The organism is Massilia rhizosphaerae (assembly GCF_016093545.1).
GTDB classification, from domain to species: Bacteria; Pseudomonadota; Gammaproteobacteria; order Burkholderiales; family Burkholderiaceae_D; genus Telluria; species Telluria rhizosphaerae.
This window is the reverse complement of record NZ_JADKYX010000015.1, coordinates 1-17,851: the sequence shown is the minus strand read 5'-3', so window position 1 is coordinate 17,851 and position 17,851 is coordinate 1. Positions and strand designations below refer to the sequence as shown.

Sequence of the window (17,851 nt, the reverse complement as noted above, 5' to 3'; positions counted from 1 at the left end):
ACAGGAAAAACCCATGCTCAGACTATCAGGCGTCAGCAAGATCCACACGGCGGGCGAGGTCCGCACCACGGCCCTCGACCGCATCGACCTTGAGATCGACGCCGGCGAATACGTGGCCATCACGGGGCCGTCCGGCTGCGGCAAGTCCACGCTGCTGTCCGTCCTCGGCCTGCTCGACGTGCCGACCACCGGCGAATACTGGTTCGAGGGGCGCAACGTGGCCGGCTGGAGCGAGGCAAAGCTGAACGCGCTGCGGCGCGGGAAGATCGGCTTCATCTTCCAGAGCTTCAACCTGATCGAGGAATTGAGCGTGTTCGAGAACGTCGAACTCGCGCTCGAATACACGGGCACGCCCGCGGCCGAGCGCCGCCGGCGCGTGCACGCCATGCTCGAACGGCTGGGCGTGGCGCACCGCGCCGGACACCGGCCGTCGCAGCTCTCGGGCGGCCAGCAGCAGCGCGTGGCGATCGCGCGCGCCCTCGTAGCCGGTCCGGCCATGCGGCTGGCGGACGAACCGACCGGCAACCTCGACACGGCCCACGGCGACGAAGTCATGCGCCTGCTGCGCACCATCAACGCCGACGGCACGACCGTCGTGATGGTCACGCACTCGCCCGCGCACGCGGCGCAGGCGTCGCGCACCTTGCGCCTGCTCGACGGCCGCATCGTCGTCGATGCGCTGCAGGCGGCGTGAGGAGGCCACGATGAACCTGCGCGATTTCCGCATCGGCTGGCGCTTCCTCGTCAAGGAGCCGGCCTATTCCATGGTGGTGGTGTTCGGCCTGGCGGTCGGCATCGCCGTGTGCTTCCTGCTGCTCGGCTTCGTGCGCCATTCGTTTTCGTACGACGCGCACGTGCCCGACCGCGAGCGCGTGTTCCAGTTGCAGGAGAAGTGGAACCTGGCCCTGCTCGGCAACGAATGGGGCGCCGGCACCAGCCTGCCCGCGCGCGACGCGGCGCTGGCGAGCGGCCAGCCGGTGCTCGCCACCGCCTTCCTCGACCGCAGCGTCGGCGTGCGCGTGGGCGACCGCGCCCTTGGCCTCCACGTCGCGCTGGTCGACCCAGACTTCGAGAAGATCTTCGCGCCGCGCGTCCTGGCGGGCAACCTGCACGCGGCCCTCACGCGGCCGGAGGCGCTGGCGCTGACGGCGGAGACCGCCCTGAAGCTGTTCGGGCGCGTCGACGCGGTCGGCCGCACGCTGCAGGGCGACCACCGGACCTATGTGGTGGCGGCCGTCGTCGCCACCCCGCCGGCCGCCACCACGATGCCGTTCGAATCCCTGGCCAGCACGAACAGCGCGGTCATGACGGCCGAGGCGCGCGCCTTCATCGCCGATACGTGGGGCCGCACGGGCGGCCGGGTCTACCTCAAGCTGCTGCCAGGGGCCGATCCGGTCCTCGTCCTCGACGCCCTGCGGCGCGGCCTGCGCGCATCCAAGCTCGTGCGCGATTACGTCCAGCAAGTGGCGGCGCTGGGCGGACGCGACCTGATCGATTATCGCCTCCAGCCGATCGCCGACGTGTATCTCGCGCCCGACCTGAACGACCTGTCCGCGCAGCACGGCAACCGCCAGGGCGTGATCGGCCTGGGCGCCGTGGCCGTGCTGGTGCTGCTGCTGGCCGCGACCAACTACGTCAACCTGGCCACCGTGCGCACGCTGGCGCGCCAGCGCGAAATCGCCGTGCGCAAGGTGCTGGGCGCCTCGGCGCAGGCCGTGGCGCGCCAGTTCCTCGCCGAGTCGGTGCTGGTCTGCGCGGTTGCGACGACGCTCGGCCTGCTGCTGGCCTGGCTGCTGTTGCCGGTATTTGCCGACCTGGTACGGCGCAAGCTGGACGGCATGTTCAGTCCCGCCGCGCTGGCGGCGACGCTGGCGCTGGGCCTGCTGCTCGGCCTGGCCGCCGGCGCCTACCCGACCTGGTCGGCGCTGCGCGTACGCGCCACCGCCGCCCTGGCCGGGCGCGGCACCGGAGACACCGTGCGCGGCCTGTGGATCCGGCGCGTGCTGACCACGCTGCAGTTCGGCGTCGCCGTCGGCTTGACCGCCACCACCCTCGCCGTCGCCTGGCAGACGCATTACGCCAGTACGCTCGATCCGGGCTTCGATGCCGCACCGCTGCTGATCTTCGGGGCCGATAACGACCTGCGCGACCCGCGCACGCGCGCCTTGCGCGATGCCGTCGCGCGCCTGCCCGGTGTCGCGGCCGTGGCGGTGTCGCAGGTGCCGTTCAGCGTCTTCCACAACATCACCTCGCTGCGCCGCGCCGGGGGCACGGCCACCGACATCAACATGTACAGCGTGGACCCGAACTTCTTCGACGTCTACGGCATCAAGCCCGTGGCCGGGCGCCTGTTCTCGCCGGCGCTCGACAAGATCGACGCCCACGACCGCGTCGTGCTCAATGCGGCGGCCGCGCGCCAGCTCGGCTTTCCCACGCCGCGCGATGCGGTCGGGCAGACGGTGAGCTTCAGCACGGGTGGCACGCCGAAACAGGTCGTGGGCGTGGCGCCGGACCTGCGCCAGCGTTCGGCGCGCGACGGCCAGCAGCCGAGCGTGTTCTTCCTGAGTGACCGCTTTGGCGGGTTCACGGTGCGCTGCAGCGGCGACATCGATGCCGTCAGGCATGCCATCCTCGCCCTGTGGCCACGCTACTTCCCCAACGAGGGCCTGGACGTCGTGCGCATATCGACGCTCATGTCCGACATGTTCTACGCCGACGACCTGCGCCTGGCCGAGCTGCTGGCGGCATCGAGCGCGATCGCGACCGCGATCGCCGCCTTCGGCATCTACGTGCTGGCCGCGTACAGTGTACGGCGGCGCGAAAAGGAAATCGTGCTGCGCAAGCTGTACGGCGCGGGGAACGCCGCGATCGCGCAACTGGTGGCGCGCGAGTTCGCGGTACTGGTCGGCGCCGGCGCCCTGCTCGGGCTGCCGTTCGCGTGGGTGGCGATCCAGCGCTGGCTGGGCGGGTTCGCGGAGCGTGCGCCGATCGGCGGCTGGACGCTCGTCACCGCCCTGCTGGTGGCGGGGACGGTGGCGCTGGCGGCCACGCTGCGCCACGGCCTGGCGGCGCTGCGCATCCGCCCCGCTGCTGCGCTACGCGAGTGAATCAGCAGGCCGCGCTGCCGCAGACTTTCACCAGCTCGACGTCGAACACGAGGCCCGTGTTGCCGGGAATATGGCCCGGCACACCGTCGGCGCCATAGGCCAGGCTGCTCGGCATCACGATGGTACGCTTGCCGCCGGCTTTCATGCCCTGCACACCCTGGCTGAAGCCGGGGATCGCGGACTCGTTGGTGCCGACGGCGCCGACGACGAACGTGAACGGCTTGCCGGGTTCCGAGGCGCCGAACGTGGCGCCCTTGAAATCGCCGGCGGCGGCGTTGTACAACCAGCCCGTGTAATTGACTTGCACGCGCGCGCCGGCGACGGCTTCGGCGCCGGTGCCGATGGCGACGTCGGTCCTGGTCAGCGCGGCGGGATCGTTGACGACGGCGGGACTGGCGCCCGCATCGCCCCCGCCGCCGCACGCGGTCAGGCTCAGGATGGCGGCGAAGGCGGCGGCCAGCGGGAAGGACAGTTTCATGGGACTCCTACGGAACAGGTTGGGTGAGCGGGTGAAAACCCGAACCTTACCAACCGGTCCCGCAAGCGTCTGTGGAGGATTTGTATGGGTTTGTAAAAGCGTCAGATCTCCACCTGCGTCCCGAGTTCGATCACGCGATTGGTCGGAATCTGGTAGTAGTCCGCGGCCGTGCGGGCGTTGCGCTGCATCGCGACGTACAGGTGTTCGCGCCACGGCGCCATGCCCTGGCCCGGCACCGAGATCACGGTCTGGCGCGCGATGAAGAACGACGTCTCCATCATCTCGAATTCCAGCCCCTTGACGGCGCACAGGCGCAGGATGTCGGGGATGTTGGCCTCGTCCTTGAAGCCATAGGTCACGTTCAGCTGGAAGCAGTTGTGGCCAAGCGGGACGACCTCGACCTGCTCCGACTCCGGCACGTACGGCTCTTCGCGGATGCGCACCGTAAGGAACACGACGCGCTCGTGCAGCACCTTGTTGTGCAGCAGGTTGTGCAGCAGCGCGTGCGGCACGCCGTCGGTTTCGCCGCGCAGGAAGATGGCGGTGCCGGCCACGCGGTCGGGCGGCGCCACGAACAGCGATTGCAGGAAGTCGTCGAGCGGGATCGCGTGCTTTTCCAGGTTCTCGAACACCAGTTCGCGGCCGCGCTTCCACGTCAGCATGGTGGACAGCAGGACCGTGCCGAGCAGCAGCGGGAACCAGCCGCCGTGCAGCAGTTTCAGGGTGCTGGCCGAGAACAGCATGACGTCCATCGTCATGAAGAAGCCGGTGGCGCCGATGCAGAGCCACAGCGGCAGGTGCCAGCGGTAGCGGACCACGAAGAATGTCAGGACCGTCGTGGCGGACATCGTCGCGGTCACCGCGATGCCGTAGGCGCCGGCCAGCTTGTCCGACGAGCCGAAGCCCACCACCGCCAGCAGCACGACCATCAGCTGCAGCCAGTTCACGGCCGGGATGTAGATCTGGCCGATCTCGCTTTCCGACGTGTGCATCACGCGCATGCGCGGCAGCAGGCCCAGCGCGATGGCCTGCCTCGTCATCGAGAACGTGCCGGAGATCGTGGCTTGCGACGCGATCACGGTGGCCATCGTCGACAGCAGCACGAGCGGCAGCACGCTCCAGCTGCCGAGCTGGTGGAAGAACGGATTGTCGAGCGCTTCCGGATGCGTGATCAACAGGCCGCCCTGCCCCAGGTAATTCAGGGCGAGGGCCGGGAACACGACGAGGAACCAGGCGGAGCGGATCGGCTTCTTGCCGAAGTGCCCCATGTCGGCGTACAGCGCCTCGGCGCCCGTGAAGGCCAGCACGACGGCGCCCAGCGCGACGAAGGCGATCATGCGCTCGCGCAGCATGAACTCGAAGGCGTGCAACGGGTTCAGCGCGCGCAGGATCACCGGCGCGTGCGCGATGTTGATGACGCCCATGACGGCCAGCGCGGCGAACCACACGATCATGATCGGCCCGAACCAGCGGCCGATGCCAGCCGTGCCGTGGCGCTGCACGCTGTACAGCGCGACGAGCACGACGATCGTCAGCGGCACGACGTATTGCTTCAGGCCGGGCGTGGCCACTTCGAGACCTTCGATCGCGCCGAGCACGGAGATCGCCGGCGTGATCACGCTGTCGCCGTAGAACATGGTGGCGCCGAACACGCCCAGCACCATCAGCACGTAATGCCAGCGCGACGTGCGCGTGACGGAGTTCAGCGCGAGCGCCATCAGGGCCATGATGCCGCCCTCGCCGCGGTTGTCGGCGCGCAGCACCAGCGTGACGTACTTGAGCGAGACGATCATCGTCAGGCCCCAGAAGATCAGCGACACGATGCCGAGGAGGTTCGGCGTGGAGAGGGTCAGCCCGTGGACGGGATCGAAGATCGTCTTGAGCGTGTACAGCGGGCTGGTGCCGATGTCGCCGTAGACGATACCGACCGCGGCCAGCGTCAGCGCCGCCAGGCTGCTTTTCTTGTGTTGCGACGTCAAGGTTTCACCGTTTTTTTGTTTTGGCGCGTTGCACAATAGAATAATTGATAAGGAAAGACAAGACTTGCCTTTCCGCCGGGATGCTATTTTCTCAAAGTCTGCATCATCGGTGGCGGTCTGAGCGCACGTCAGAATCGGGGGGCGTCCAGCAAGGCCGCGTCCGTTCGGGGATAATGGCCGGTCCGATCACCCGTCCCCACGTGTCCCATGAACACCGGCACCCTGTCTGCCGCCCTCGCCTTCCTGTGCTGGGGCCTGTTTCCGCTGTATTTCCACGCCATCGGCGACGTGCCGCCGCTGCAGATCCTCGCGCACCGCATGGTGTGGTCGCTGCTGTTCCTCGTGATCGTGCTGGCGGTGCGCCGCCAGTGGGCCTGGCTGAACATCGTGCGCAAGCCGCGCGTGTTCGCCAGCTTCGTCGCCTCGGCCATCCTGCTCAGCCTGAACTGGCTCATCTACATCTGGGCCGTGAACAATGGCCACGTCATCGAGGCCAGCCTCGGCTATTTCATCACGCCGCTCGTCAACATCATGTTCGGCTCGGTGCTGCTGAAAGAACGCCTGCGGCGCGCGCAGTGGATGGCGATCGGCGTGGCGGCATTGGGCGTCGCCTGGCTGACGTGGCAGGCCGGCAACGTGCCTTGGATCGCGCTGGCGCTGGCCGTGACGTTCGGCGGCTACGGCCTGTTGCGCAAGACGGCCGCGCTGGGCGCGCTGGAGGGCCTGGCGTTCGAGACGATGATCCTGTTCCCGCTCGCGGCCGCCTACGTCGCCTGGCTCACGGCGCACGGCCAGAACGCCTTCATCAACACGGGCTCGACCACGACGCGCCTGCTGCTCGTCGCGGCCGGGCCGATCACGGCGATCCCGCTGCTGCTGTTCGCGGCGGGCGCGCGCAAGATCCCATTGTCGGTCGTGGGCCTGCTGCAATACCTGGCGCCCACGCTGCAATTCCTGCTGGGTGTCTGGCTGTTCCACGAAGCCTTCACGCCGGACCGCCTCGTCGGCTTCGTGCTGATCTGGCTCGCCCTGGCCCTGTACGCCGCCGAAGGCCTGCTGAACCGCCCCCAACCGATCGCCAAGCAAGCCTGAAAATTCGGGGTCAGAGCACGTTTCGGGCGAAATTCGGGGTCAGAGCACTTTTTTGAACAATTTCTCATCGGTGCGGTTAGACCCGGGACTCCCGCCCTGTCGGCGGCGCCGCGCATGAATGCGGCGGCATGCCGGCTCGCTTTTACTGTCTGAGCAATTTCCCCAAAAAGTGCTCTGACCCCGAATTTGACGAAAAACCTGCTCTGACCCCGAATTTTCAGTATCCTGTCGTCCTCATTCCAAATCGAAGCATTACAACAAATCAATGGCCAACTACGTCTACACCATGAACCGCGTGGGCAAGATCGTCCCACCGAAACGCCAGATCCTGAAGGACATTTCGCTGTCGTTCTTCCCGGGCGCGAAGATCGGCGTGCTGGGCCTGAACGGCTCCGGCAAATCGACCCTGTTGAAGATCATGGCCGGCATCGACACCGACATCCAGGGCGAAGCGCGCCCGATGCCGGGCCTGAACATCGGCTACCTGCCGCAGGAACCGCAGCTCGATCCGGAAAAAACCGTGCGCCAGGAAGTGGAGAGCGGCCTGGGCGAAGCCTTCGAGGCGCAAGCCAAGCTGGAAGCCGTGTACGCCGCGTATGCCGAACCGGACGCCGATTTCGACGCGCTGGCCAAGGAGCAGGAGCGCCTGGAAGCGGTCATCGCCGCGGCCGACGGCGGCAACCTGAACCTGCAGCTGGAGATGGCCGCCGACGCGCTGCGCCTGCCGCCGTGGGATGCGAAGATCGGCGTGCTGTCGGGCGGCGAAAAGCGCCGCGTGGCGCTGTGCAAGCTGCTGCTCAGTAAACCGGACATGCTGCTGCTGGACGAACCCACCAACCACCTGGACGCCGAATCCGTCGAGTGGCTCGAACAATTCCTGCTGCGCTTCCCGGGCACCGTCGTCGGCATCACCCACGACCGCTACTTCCTCGACAACGCCGCCGAATGGATCCTGGAACTGGACCGCGGCCACGGCATCCCCTGGAAGGGCAATTACTCGTCCTGGCTGGAGCAGAAGGAAGCGCGCCTGAAGCAGGAAGAGGCGACGGAATCCGCGCGCCAGAAAGCGCTGGCGAAAGAGCTCGAGTGGGCGCGCCAGAATCCGAAGGCGCGCCAGGCCAAGTCGAAGGCGCGCCTGGCCCGCTTCAACGAACTGTCCGAATACGAATACCAGAAGCGCAACGAGACGCAGGAGATCTTCATCCCCGTCGCGGAACGCCTGGGCAATGAAGTCATCGAGTTCAAGAACGTCTCGAAGGCCTTCGGCGACCGCCTCCTGATCGACAACCTGTCGTTCACCGTGCCGCCGGGCGCGATCGTCGGCATCATCGGCCCGAACGGCGCCGGTAAATCGACGTTGTTCCGGATGATCGCCGGCATCGAGCAGCCGGACAGCGGCGAAGTCGTCATCGGCAAGACGGCGAAGGTCTCGCTGGTCGACCAGTCGCGCGACAGCCTCGCCGCCAACAAGACCGTGTTCGAGGACGTTTCCGGCGGTGCCGACATGCTGTCCGTCGGCCGCTTCGAGATGCCGTCGCGCGCCTATCTGGGCCGCTTCAACTTCAAGGGCGCCGACCAGCAGAAACTCGTCGGCAACCTGTCCGGCGGCGAACGCGGCCGCCTGCACCTGGCCAAGACGCTGCTCAAGGGCGGCAACGTGCTGCTGCTGGACGAACCGTCGAACGACCTGGACGTCGAAACCCTGCGCGCGCTGGAAGACGCGCTGCTGGAATTCGCGGGCAGCGTGATGGTCATCTCGCACGACCGCTGGTTCCTCGACCGCATCGCCACCCACATCCTCGCCTTCGAAGGCGACTCGCAGGTGACCTTCTTCAACGGTAACTACCAGGAGTACGAAGCCGACAAGAAGAAACGCCTCGGCGAGGAAGGCGCCAAGCCGAAGCGCATCCGCTACAAGCCGCTGTCCAGCTGATCTGCGTTATTCCTCCAGATAGCGCTGGGCATCCAGCGCCGCCATGCAACCGGTGGCGGCGCTGGTGATCGCCTGCCGGTAGACGTGGTCCTGCACGTCACCGGCGGCGAACACGCCGGGGACGCTGGTGGCCGTGGCCAGGCCGTTGCGTCCCGCGCGCGTCACGATGTACCCGTTCTCCATCTCGAGTTGCCCCGCGAAGATGGCCGTGTTGGGCTGGTGCCCGATGGCCACGAACACGCCGTGGACCGGCAGCACGCGCATGTCGTCCCCGCTGCGCAGGCGCAGCGCCTGCACGCCCGTCTCGTCGCCCAGCACCTCGTCCAGCTCGTGATTCCAGAGGATGTCCACCTTGCGGTCGTTCACGCGCGCCAGCAGGCGCTCGACGAGGATCGCCTCGGCGCGCAGATGGTCGCGCCGGTGCACCAGCGTCACCTTCGAAGCGATGTTCGACAGGTACAGCGCTTCCTCCACGGCCGTGTTGCCGCCGCCGATCACGGCGACCTCCTTGCCGCGATAAAAAAAGCCGTCGCACGTGGCGCACGCGGAGACGCCGCGCCCCATGAACGCCTGCTCCGACGGCAGTCCGAGATAGCGCGCGGACGCGCCGGTGGCGATGATCAGCGCGTCGCACGTGTAATCGCCCAGGTCGCCGGACAGGCGCAGCGGCCGCTCGTGCAGGTGCGCCGTGTGGATGTGGTCGAACACGATGTCCGTGTCGAAGCGCTTCGCGTGCAGCTCGAAGCGGCGCATCAGGTCCGGCCCTTGCACGCCGTCCGGATCGGCGGGCCAGTTCTCGACGTCGGTCGTCGTCATCAGTTGTCCGCCCTGCGCGACGCCGGTCACGAGCAGGGGATTCAGGTTGGCGCGCGCCGCGTAGACGGCGGCGGAATAGCCTGCCGGGCCGGAGCCCAGGATCAGGACGTTGGCATGTCGGGTCATGGGTTTCACGAGGCGAAGTAACGGGATAGGTGTTGCTCGAATTTTTCGGGCGGCATGAAGCCGATGACGCGGCTTTGCGGCACCTCCCTGCCCTGCTTGAACAGGATGATGCCGGGTGGCCCGAACAGGCCGAATTTCTTCATCAGCGCGCGATCGTCGTCGCTGTTGGCGGTGACGTCGACCTGCAGCAGGCGCACTTGCTTCATCCGCGCTTCCACCTTGGGTTCGGAAAACGTGAAGCGCTCCATCTCCTTGCACGACACGCACCAGTCGGCATAGAAGTCCAGCATCACGGGCGCGGGCGACGACGCCAGCACGCGATCCAGGTCGGCCAGCGTGCGGATGCGTTCGAAGCGCTGTGCGCGGGTCTCCGGCGCCGCGGCGGCGACGGTCGCGCCGCGCAGGTGCGCGAGCGGCTGCAAGACGTCCTGGCCCGCGCTGGCGGCGCCCACCAGCTCGAACAGGCCACCCGTCAGCAACACGAGGCCCAGCGTTTTACCCGCGTAACGGCCCAATCCGGAACCGGCGGCGACCGGTTCGAACACGCGCAGGAACACGGCGCACAGCACCGCGAACGCGCCCCACAGCAGCATCGCCACCGTGACGGGGAACACGGGCGTGACCATCCAGATGGCCACCGCGAGCAGCAGCAGGCCGAACACGCGCTTGACGTGGTTCATCCACGCGCCGGCGCGCGGCAGCAGGCTGCCCGCCGAGACGCCCGTCAGCAGCAACGGCACGCTCATGCCGGCCGCCATCGAGAACAGTGCCCAGCCGCCCGTCCACACGTTGCGCGTCTGGCTGATGTACAGCAGCGCGCCCGCCAGCGGACCGGCCACGCAGGGCCCCACGATCAGCGCCGACAACGCGCCCATCACGAACACGCCGGCGAAACGGCCGCCGCTCATGCGGCCGCTGGTCTGGCTCAGGCGGCTCTGCAGGCCACTCGGCAACTGCAGCTGGTAGACGTCGAACATGGACAGCGCCAGCGCCACGAGCAGCGCGCCGAACGTCAGCAGCACCCACGGCTTCTGCAGGGCGCCGGCCAGCCCCTCGCCGGCCAACCCGGCCGCGACGCCGAGCGACGTGTAGACGAGCGCCATGCCCAGGCTGTAGGCCAGCGCCAGCGTGAACCCTTTACGGCGCGACGCATTGCCTTCGCCGACGATGATCGACGACAGGATCGGCACCATCGGCAGCACGCACGGCGTGAACGACAGCAGCAGGCCGAACGCGAGGAACGCGAGGCCGATGCGCCAGGCGCTGCCCGATTGCAGCGTGCGGCGGGCCAGCGAGCTGTCGTCTTCCTGCGCCGGCGCGGGTGCGGCTTCGGGCGCGGGTGCGGCCTGCTGCACCGGCGCGGCGGCGGCGGGCGCGGGCGGCACGGCGATGGCATCCGGCGCCACGGGCTTCAGCGCGCCCGGCGCCGCCGGGTCTACGGTGAACGCCACCTCGGCGGGCGGATAGCACAACCCGGCATCCGCGCAGCCCTGGTAGCCCACGCGCAGCACGAACGGCGCCTTCGCGTCCCCCTTGACCGGCAGGTCGGCCGCCAGCCGGCCGGCATAGGTTTCCATCTCCTTGTTGAAATTGCTGTCGAACTTGCGCAACCCGTCCGGCAGGACCGGTTGCCCGACCTGCGGCGCCGTGAACACGAGGCGGTCGCGGTACAAGTGGTAGCCCGGCGCGATGGCCCAGGCCAGGTGCACGGTGCCGCCGGCGCGCAGTTCGGCGCTCAGCTTGAACGCCTGTTCGGGCGGGAGAAAATCGTCGGCCGCGGATGCCGTCCGGCCAACCGCGCAGGCCAGCAGGACGAAAGCGGCCATCCATCGAAAGAAGTGCTTCATGATGCGTAATCTCCTGAAATACTGTGGTGGTACGTCTGGCCCGCGCTGTCGATGGCGAAGTACGCGAGCCCGCTGGCGGCCAGGAAGGGCAGCGCGTCCGCTTCCTTGAGCATGGCGATGGTCGACACGCTGCCGGCCAGCGCGGCCAGCGGCGCCAGCACGCTCACCGAGCGCCAATGCGAGACGGGCACGCCCGTGCGCGGATCCAGCACGTGGCAATAGCGCGTGCCGCCGATATCGAAAAACCGTTCATAGTCCCCGCTCGTCGTCAGCGCGCCGTGGCTGACGGCGATGCTGGCGACGGTGCCGTCCCGCTTGCGCGGGTCCTGGATACCGATGGACCAGGGCCGCCCGTCCGGCTGCGGCCCCAGAAAGCGCATGTCGCCGCCGAGGTTCACGTAGCCGTGGCGCACCCCGTGTTGCTGGAGCAGCGCGCAGGCGCGGTCGGCCGCGTATTCCTTGCCGAAGCCGCCGAAGTCGATCTCCATGCCGGCACGCGGCAGGAAGATGCCGCCGTCCTCGCGCTGCACGGCCGGCCAGTCCACCAGCGCCAGCAGCGGCGCCAGTTCGTCCCGCGCCGGCACGCGCGGCTGGCGGAAGTCCCAGGCGTGGCGCAGCACGCCGGACGTGATGTCGAACAGGCCGCCGCTGACGCCGTACAAATGGTCCGCGTAGGCGAGCAACTGCAACGTCTCGTCGTCGCACTCCACCCGATAGCGTCCCGCCGCGGCGTTGATGCGGCTGACGATGCTGTCGGCGCGGTAGCGCGAATACGTCCGCTCGATGCGCCGCACTTCCGCGATCGCGGCTTGCGCCAGTTCTTCCACCGCATGTCCATCCACCGCGGCGAGCCGGATCTCGCACCGGCTGGCCATGGCGTCGAACGGGAAGCGGTAGACCGCGTCTACCATCGGCGCGTCAATCCGACCTGGAAGGTGCGGGCATGCAGCGGCGCCAGGCCCGGACTGCCATCGTGGAACAGGCGCCAGTTGCCGCGCTGTTCGTAGCCCTCGACCTTGACGTCGACGGTCCACAGCTTGCCGATCTCGCGCACGACCTTCAGCCCCACCGTGACGGCGCCGAAGCCGGACAGGCGCTGGTCCGGCGACGACAGGCGGTTCGGGTCCGCGCCGTTCGAAAAGCCGGGCGGGAACGGTGCGCCGACCGTGGCGTCGTACACGGGGTCGTAGTAGAACGACGCCGCGCTCTGCGAATACAGGCGCAGTTCCGGCACGACGCTCCAGCCTCCGCCCAGCGGCTGCACGTACTCTCCGGACAGCGTGTGCGCGCGGATGCGGTACGAATCGCTGTAGTAGCGGTAGGCCAGACGCGTCGTGCCGCCGGTGCTGTCGACGTAGTGGTTCCAGCGCAGCAGCACCGTGTTCTGGCGGCGCGAACGGGGACGGTTATCGAACAATTTATACGGATCGTTGAAATAACCGTCGCCGTTGGTGCGCGTGAGCGTGAGCTGGCCGATGTCGTTGGGCGTCAGCACGCGCGTCACGCCGGCCAGCACGCTTACCGTGCGCTTGTGCTCATCGGCGACGACGTGGTTGACGGGATTGATCGTGTCGCGGCTGCCCGCGAGCCCGAACGCCCACGTCGTGTCGTTGTCGTCGCTGGACAAGGTGCCGTTCAGCGACAGCGCGCGCGACACGTAATCGTGCTCCGTCGAATACGCCGCGCCGGCCGTCACCGTGCCGCGCCGGAAGTAGCGCGTGGCGGCGATATCTCCCGCCTTTCTCTCGTCCTGCATGTGCGACGCGCCGGAGACTGCCGTGTGGTAGCGCGGCGACGCGCCGGAGACGTCATCGGCCGTCAGCGTGCCTTCGATGGACCAGTCGCCGGCCACCGGCGCCGTCACCGCGATCGACGGCGAGTGCGCGCGGATGCGCTCCAGGCCGGCCTGGCGGTCGGCGTAGTCGAGATAGCGCAGGCTGATGGTGCCGTTCTGCGGCGGCTCGTCGGCCAGGGCCTGCACGCCGGGCAGCAGCAGCGCGGCGGCCAGCAGCGAGGCCGCCAGTTCCTGGGGAGGTTGCTTCGAAATCGTCATCGGTCCCCCTCAGTTGCAGCCGCAGCCGCCGCCGCCCACGCCGGCGCCGCCGGACGCGGCTTCGCGGCTCGTGTAGATATGGTCGGCGTAGCGCGTCTCGAGCTTGTCGCCGCCGAAGGTCATCTCCGGCTTGGCCAGATTGCCTTTTTCCCACGGCTGCACGGTGGCGCAGCCGGCTTGCGCCAGCAGCGCCGGCGCGATCAGGAGGGCAAGGAAGCGGGTCTTCATTTCGCACCTCCCAGCGCCTTCTGGATCACGTGCTCGAGCTCCGCGCGGTCGGCCGCCTTGAAGCCCGCGTGCTGGTACAGGACCTTGCCGTCCGGCCCGACCAGCACGCTGCTCGGCATGCCCTTGATGCCGTAGGCGCGCGGCGTGGCGCCGGCCGGATCGAACGCGATCGTGAAGCGCGCCGGCGTCTCGGCGAGGAAGCGGCGCGCGTCGTCGCTCTTCGCGTCGAGGTTCACGCCGACGACCTGCAGCCCGCGCGCGCCGTATTTCGCCTGCATCTCGTTCATCCACGGGAAGGACTGGCGGCACGGACCGCACCACGAGGCCCAGAAGTCCACGTACACGAGCTTGCCCTGGAATTTCGCCAGCTGCACCGTGCCGTCCTTGCCCGGCAAGTCGAATTGCGGCGCCGCGGCGCCCTGGTCGAGCGCCGAGGCGCTCGTCGCCTCCAGCGCCGCGGCCAGGACCACGGCCATGCGCAGCATGCGCGTCGTACGGGCCCCCATCATTTCTCCTCCTTGCGGACGAACTTGCGCCAACCGAGCACGCCGAACGACAGCACGACCAGCAGGGCCAGCACCGGATCGTTGCCGTTCTTGATCGACGAGCAGCCGCCGCCGCCGACGTTCTGCGCCGACTGCGCGGCGGTCTGCACATTGCCCTTGCCGGTCAACGCGACGGTCCAGGCGCCGCCGCCGTCGGCCGTCAGCGCCAGGCTGCCGGCGGCATCGCCCGCGCCGACCGGCGTGAAACGCACGACCAGGTCGCAGCTCGTCCCCGGCTGCAAGGTGAACGGCACGGCCGCGCAGCCGCCGGCGTCGGCCTGCAGCGCGTACGGGCCGGTGAACGTGGCGGCCGTCACCGTGGCCGCGTTGCCGCCCGTGTTGGTCAGCGTGATGTGGTGCGTGGGCGACGTGCCGTTGACGTCGGCGGCGCCGAAGTCGAACGATTGCGGATTCACCGTCAGCATCGGCACGGGCACGGCGACGCCGGTGCCGCTCAGCGCGACGGTGAACTGGTTGCCCGCGTCCGTCATCAGCACGAGGGTGCCGGCGCGCTGGCCGGCGGCCGTCGGCTTGAAGCCGACGTCGATGGTGCAGCTGGCCGACGCGGCGACGGTCGCATTGCCGGCGCAGGTGCCACCCAGCGCGAAGTCGGATGCCTGCGCGCCGTCCAGCACGAGCGACGAGATTTTCAACGCGGCCGTGCCGTCGTTCGACAGCGTGATGGTGTGCGCCGCCGCGCTCTTGCCGACCTGCGTGTCTGCGAAGGCCACCGGGCCCGCTTCGGACAGCGTGGGCTTGGCCGCGGGTGCCGTGGTGCCGGTGCCGCTGACCGTCACCTGCAGCGGCGCCGCGTTGGACGTCACGGCCAGGGTGGCCGCCGCCGCGCCGGCGGTCGTCGGTGCGAAGGCCAGGGTCACGGTGCAGTTGGCGCCGACGGCCAGCGTCGTGCCGCAGGTCTTGTTCGCGATGGTGACGGTGCCCGCGCCCGAAACGGCGATGCCGTTCAAGGTCAGCGCCACGTTGCCCTTGTTGGACAGCGTGACCGTCTGCGTGGCGGCCGGCGCGCCGATCGTCTGCGTGCCGAAGGCCACGGCCGACGGGCTGGCCGAGACGGCCGGCGCGGCCGCGGCCACGGAGCCGGAGAGCGGCACCGACACGGCGCCGTTGGAGGCGTTCGACGCCAGCGACAGGTTGCCGCTGAATGCGCCGTTGGCGGACGCATTCGCCGTCACGGTCACCGTGCAGCTGCCGCCCGCCGCGACCGGCGCCGCGGTGGCGCAGGTGCCGCCCAAGGTGAACACGTTCGCGTTGGCGCCGCCGACGGCGATGCTGGAGAAGGTCAACGTGGCCTGCCCCGTGTTGCTGACGGTGATGCTCTGCGCGGGCGACGCCGCCCCGGCGACGAGCGCACCGAAGTCGATGGCGTTGGCCGACAGCGCGACGGTCGGCTGCGCGACGGCGTTGCCGGTGCCGGAGAGGGCCACGGTGCTGGAGCCGCCCGTCGCGTTGTGCGCGATGACGAGCGACGCGCTGCGGGCGCCGGCGGCGGTGGGTTTGAAGCCGACCTGCACGGTGCAGCTTGCGCCGGCGGCGAGCGACGTGCCGTTGGCGCAGGTGCCGCCGCTGATCGCGTAATCGCCCGCGGCCGCGCCGGAGAGACTCAACGTGCCGACCGTGAGCGCCGCGTTGCCCGTGTTGGACAAGGTGGTGGCGAGCGGCGACGCCGACTGGCCGATGGTGGTGGCCGCGAAGCTCAGCGAGGCCGGATTGACGGCGGCGGCCGGCGCGGCGGTCACGTTCGGGTTACCGATGAAGGCGGCGAGGTCGGCGATTTCCGCGGCCGAAAAGTGGCCGTTGTACAGCGTGCCCATGCCGCCCTTGTTGGCGGTGAAAGCGTTGCTGATCACGTCCGGATTGTTCGCCGCGCTGAGGATGTTGTTGACGTTGGCCGCGGGCGACGCGCCGTGGCATGCCGAGCAAGCGGTACCGCCGCCGACCGGCCCATTCAAATACAGGTTCTTGCCGTTCAATGCGTCGGCCGCGTGCGCGGCCGGGACGAAGGCCAGCACGGCCAGGACGGAATAGAGACTTCGATGCAGCCCGATCATAGTGACTCCCAGATTCGTTCAAAGGGCACAGCCACCAAGGGCCAGTGCATTCATCCCGCAGTGCGCCAGTGCGCACAGGCGCCAGTCGCGGCTGCGCTGGTAGAGCAGCGCCAGCGCCAGTCCCGGCGCCAGCACCAGAGCGACCGCGCGCCAGCCGGAACCGAGGTGCAGCAACGCGAACGCGGCCGCCGACAGCACCGGCGGCACAGGTGCCCCCCGCCGGATCAACCACTCCTGCAAGCCGGCCCGCACCACCCACTCCTCCAGCACGGGCGCCAGCAACAACAGGCGCGCCAGCGCGGCGGCGTCGGGTGCGGCGACCTGGCCGGTACAGACCAGGTGCTGGGACATCAAGGCAATGGTTGGCAAGAACGACACAGTGGATCCGAATGGCTGCCGGTAGCGGTTGCTACTGCGGAATCGTCCGGTTAATACCGTGCGCGGCGGAAAGGTTCAGTCCGATTGAAAAAAAATTCACGGTCGGCGCGTCAACGGCGCCGGTGCGGTGTCAAAACGTCAGGTTTGCCACACCTACCATAGGACGTAATGCGCGGAAATGGATCGTCGTCAAATAAACAACGTGAGTACAATCGATGTGGTTGAGGTTCTTCAATCGTGCGCGTTTACGCCACATCGACACGGCATGGCTGCGCCGCTTGGCAGACTACGTTCATGACAAACTACCGCGACAACCGCGTCCCGGGCGGGACTTTTTTCTTCACTGTGCGTCTGCTGGACCGGGACAGCACCCTGCTGACGGACCATTTTTCGGCGTTCGGCGAAGCGATGCGCCAGGCGCGCATCCGCAAACCGTTCCACGTCGACGCGTGGGTCGTGTTGCCGAACCACGCGCACGCGATCTGGACCCTGCCGCCGGGCGACCACGATTGCGCGTCGCGCTGGCGCGCCGTCAAGATCGCCTTTTCCAAGGCCCTGCACAAGGCCTGCCTGCCGGGCGGCGCGAAAGCCAGGGCGGAGGCCGGCACGGGCGACGGCACCATCTGGGAACGCCATTACCGCGACTACCGGGTGGGCGACGACGAGGAATACGCGAGCCTGATCGACTACGTGCACAGCAACCCGATGCGCCACGGCTTTTGCCAGCAGCCGGCGGAATGGCCGTGGTCGTCGCTGCACCGTTTCGTCGCCGCCGGCTTCACGCCGCCCGCCCTGCCGCTCGCGCCCCCGCCGTGGATGCGGCCGACGGCCCAGTCGCCGCAAATTCGGGGTCAGAGCACTTTTTAATGAAAATTCGGGGTCAGAGCACTTTTTCGTGCAAGGTCTTTAAAGCAAACGAGTTAACGTGCCCCCGGGGGACTGGCCGGCGGCAACGTCGATACAACGGGCGGCCTCGAAGCTTCCCTGCGCGTCGAAACATTGATCGGAAAGTCGCTCTGACCCCGAATTTTCGCTCTGACCCCGAATTTTGGTGATCGAGTAGGGGGCGGGGTTACCCCCGCCGCCCTCTCACACCACCGTACGTGCGGTTCCGCATACGGCGGTTCATTCAACACACTGGAAGCGCTGCCGGGTGTCCAGCAACGAAACCAACCCAAGCGCATCGAAATAACTTTTCGG

Annotated in this window: 15 protein-coding genes; 5 read left to right on the top strand and 10 right to left on the bottom strand. The window is 68.3% G+C overall.

All coding sequences use genetic code 11. The features are described 5' to 3' along the window. The first annotated feature begins 13 nt into the window (after positions 1 to 13). On the top strand, positions 14 to 694 hold the full coding sequence (locus ISF28_RS20380) for an ABC transporter ATP-binding protein (RefSeq protein WP_198119019.1): 681 nt from the start codon (positions 14 to 16) through the stop codon (positions 692 to 694). A 10-nt stretch (positions 695 to 704) separates the two neighbouring features. Beyond that, the gene (locus tag ISF28_RS20375; RefSeq protein ID WP_198119018.1) at positions 705 to 3,107 is read left to right on the top strand and encodes an ABC transporter permease; all 2,403 of its coding nucleotides are present in this window, start codon (positions 705 to 707) and stop codon (positions 3,105 to 3,107) included. Position 3,108: 1 nt separating this feature from the next. Here ISF28_RS20375 and ISF28_RS20370 read toward each other — a convergent pair whose 3' ends face one another. Together ISF28_RS20370 and ISF28_RS20365 are read right to left on the bottom strand one after the other, a co-directional pair. Then, complete coding sequence (locus ISF28_RS20370) at positions 3,109 to 3,585, bottom strand: FKBP-type peptidyl-prolyl cis-trans isomerase (protein ID WP_198119017.1); 477 nt, start codon at positions 3,583 to 3,585, stop codon at positions 3,109 to 3,111. Between the two features lie 101 nt (positions 3,586 to 3,686). Next, the gene (locus ISF28_RS20365) at positions 3,687 to 5,564 is read right to left on the bottom strand and encodes a potassium transporter Kup (protein WP_198119016.1); all 1,878 of its coding nucleotides are present in this window, start codon (positions 5,562 to 5,564) and stop codon (positions 3,687 to 3,689) included. 207 nt (positions 5,565 to 5,771) lie between these two features. Between ISF28_RS20365 and rarD the strand changes: the two genes are divergently transcribed. Both rarD and ettA read left to right on the top strand, forming a co-directional pair. Then, positions 5,772 to 6,656, top strand: coding sequence for an EamA family transporter RarD (gene rarD / locus ISF28_RS20360; RefSeq protein WP_198119015.1), 885 nt, complete (start codon positions 5,772 to 5,774; stop codon positions 6,654 to 6,656). Positions 6,657 to 6,921: 265 nt separating this feature from the next. Then, positions 6,922 to 8,589: an energy-dependent translational throttle protein EttA gene (ettA, locus tag ISF28_RS20355; RefSeq protein ID WP_198119014.1), complete on the top strand. Its 1,668-nt coding sequence runs from the start codon at positions 6,922 to 6,924 to the stop codon at positions 8,587 to 8,589. Between the two features lie 6 nt (positions 8,590 to 8,595). On the opposite strand, the gene trxB is transcribed toward ettA, so the two are convergent. From trxB to mrtJ, 8 genes are read right to left on the bottom strand one after another with little or no spacing between them, the layout of a single operon-like run. Beyond that, a complete protein-coding gene (gene trxB / locus ISF28_RS20350; RefSeq protein WP_198119013.1) occupies positions 8,596 to 9,531 on the bottom strand; it encodes a thioredoxin-disulfide reductase in 936 nt (311 codons plus the stop codon). A gap of 5 nt (positions 9,532 to 9,536) precedes the next feature. Then, entirely contained in the window at positions 9,537 to 11,378 is a 1,842-nt protein-coding gene (gene dsbD, locus ISF28_RS20345; protein ID WP_198119012.1) for a protein-disulfide reductase DsbD, read from the bottom strand. Beyond that, positions 11,375 to 12,289, bottom strand: a complete 915-nt coding sequence (locus ISF28_RS20340; protein WP_198119011.1) for an FAD:protein FMN transferase — start codon at positions 12,287 to 12,289, stop codon at positions 11,375 to 11,377. Before ISF28_RS20340 ends, dsbD begins: the two co-directional genes overlap by 4 nt. Then, on the bottom strand, positions 12,283 to 13,431 hold the full coding sequence (locus ISF28_RS20335) for a DUF3570 domain-containing protein (protein ID WP_198119010.1): 1,149 nt from the start codon (positions 13,429 to 13,431) through the stop codon (positions 12,283 to 12,285). The genes ISF28_RS20340 and ISF28_RS20335 overlap by 7 nt, the downstream gene beginning before the upstream one ends. A 9-nt stretch (positions 13,432 to 13,440) precedes the next feature. Then, positions 13,441 to 13,659, bottom strand: coding sequence for a DUF4266 domain-containing protein (locus ISF28_RS20330; protein ID WP_198119009.1), 219 nt, complete (start codon positions 13,657 to 13,659; stop codon positions 13,441 to 13,443). Then, positions 13,656 to 14,168: a TlpA family protein disulfide reductase gene (locus tag ISF28_RS20325; RefSeq protein ID WP_307727458.1), complete on the bottom strand. Its 513-nt coding sequence runs from the start codon at positions 14,166 to 14,168 to the stop codon at positions 13,656 to 13,658. Before ISF28_RS20325 ends, ISF28_RS20330 begins: the two co-directional genes overlap by 4 nt. Beyond that, a complete protein-coding gene (locus ISF28_RS20320) occupies positions 14,165 to 16,273 on the bottom strand; it encodes a choice-of-anchor D domain-containing protein (RefSeq protein WP_198119008.1) in 2,109 nt (702 codons plus the stop codon). The genes ISF28_RS20325 and ISF28_RS20320 overlap by 4 nt, the downstream gene beginning before the upstream one ends. Before the next feature lie 18 nt (positions 16,274 to 16,291). Then, on the bottom strand, positions 16,292 to 16,624 hold the full coding sequence (gene mrtJ / locus ISF28_RS20315; RefSeq protein WP_198119007.1) for a JDVT-CTERM system glutamic-type intramembrane protease MrtJ: 333 nt from the start codon (positions 16,622 to 16,624) through the stop codon (positions 16,292 to 16,294). A 321-nt stretch (positions 16,625 to 16,945) separates the two neighbouring features. Here mrtJ and ISF28_RS20310 point away from each other — a divergent pair, with 321 nt between their 5' ends. Further along, the gene (locus tag ISF28_RS20310) at positions 16,946 to 17,518 is read left to right on the top strand and encodes an REP-associated tyrosine transposase (protein WP_229519239.1); all 573 of its coding nucleotides are present in this window, start codon (positions 16,946 to 16,948) and stop codon (positions 17,516 to 17,518) included. Positions 17,519 to 17,851: the final 333 nt, after the last annotated feature.

Bases quoted from the DNA above. Each gene is read 5' to 3' on its own strand.
- ISF28_RS20380 (WP_198119019.1), top strand. From the start codon at position 14: ATGCTCAGACTATCAGGCGTCAGCAAGATCCACACGGCGGGCGAGGTC.
- ISF28_RS20375 (WP_198119018.1), top strand. From the start codon at position 705: ATGAACCTGCGCGATTTCCGCATCGGCTGGCGCTTCCTCGTCAAGGAG.
- ISF28_RS20370 (WP_198119017.1), bottom strand. From the start codon at position 3,585: ATGAAACTGTCCTTCCCGCTGGCCGCCGCCTTCGCCGCCATCCTGAGC.
- rarD (WP_198119015.1), top strand. From the start codon at position 5,772: ATGAACACCGGCACCCTGTCTGCCGCCCTCGCCTTCCTGTGCTGGGGC.
- ettA (WP_198119014.1), top strand. From the start codon at position 6,922: ATGGCCAACTACGTCTACACCATGAACCGCGTGGGCAAGATCGTCCCA.
- trxB (WP_198119013.1), bottom strand. From the start codon at position 9,531: ATGACCCGACATGCCAACGTCCTGATCCTGGGCTCCGGCCCGGCAGGC.
- dsbD (WP_198119012.1), bottom strand. From the start codon at position 11,378: ATGAAGCACTTCTTTCGATGGATGGCCGCTTTCGTCCTGCTGGCCTGC.
- ISF28_RS20340 (WP_198119011.1), bottom strand. From the start codon at position 12,289: ATGGTAGACGCGGTCTACCGCTTCCCGTTCGACGCCATGGCCAGCCGG.
- ISF28_RS20335 (WP_198119010.1), bottom strand. From the start codon at position 13,431: ATGACGATTTCGAAGCAACCTCCCCAGGAACTGGCGGCCTCGCTGCTG.
- ISF28_RS20330 (WP_198119009.1), bottom strand. From the start codon at position 13,659: ATGAAGACCCGCTTCCTTGCCCTCCTGATCGCGCCGGCGCTGCTGGCG.
- ISF28_RS20325 (WP_307727458.1), bottom strand. From the start codon at position 14,168: ATGATGGGGGCCCGTACGACGCGCATGCTGCGCATGGCCGTGGTCCTG.
- ISF28_RS20320 (WP_198119008.1), bottom strand. From the start codon at position 16,273: ATGATCGGGCTGCATCGAAGTCTCTATTCCGTCCTGGCCGTGCTGGCC.
- mrtJ (WP_198119007.1), bottom strand. From the start codon at position 16,624: ATGTCCCAGCACCTGGTCTGTACCGGCCAGGTCGCCGCACCCGACGCC.
- ISF28_RS20310 (WP_229519239.1), top strand. From the start codon at position 16,946: ATGACAAACTACCGCGACAACCGCGTCCCGGGCGGGACTTTTTTCTTC.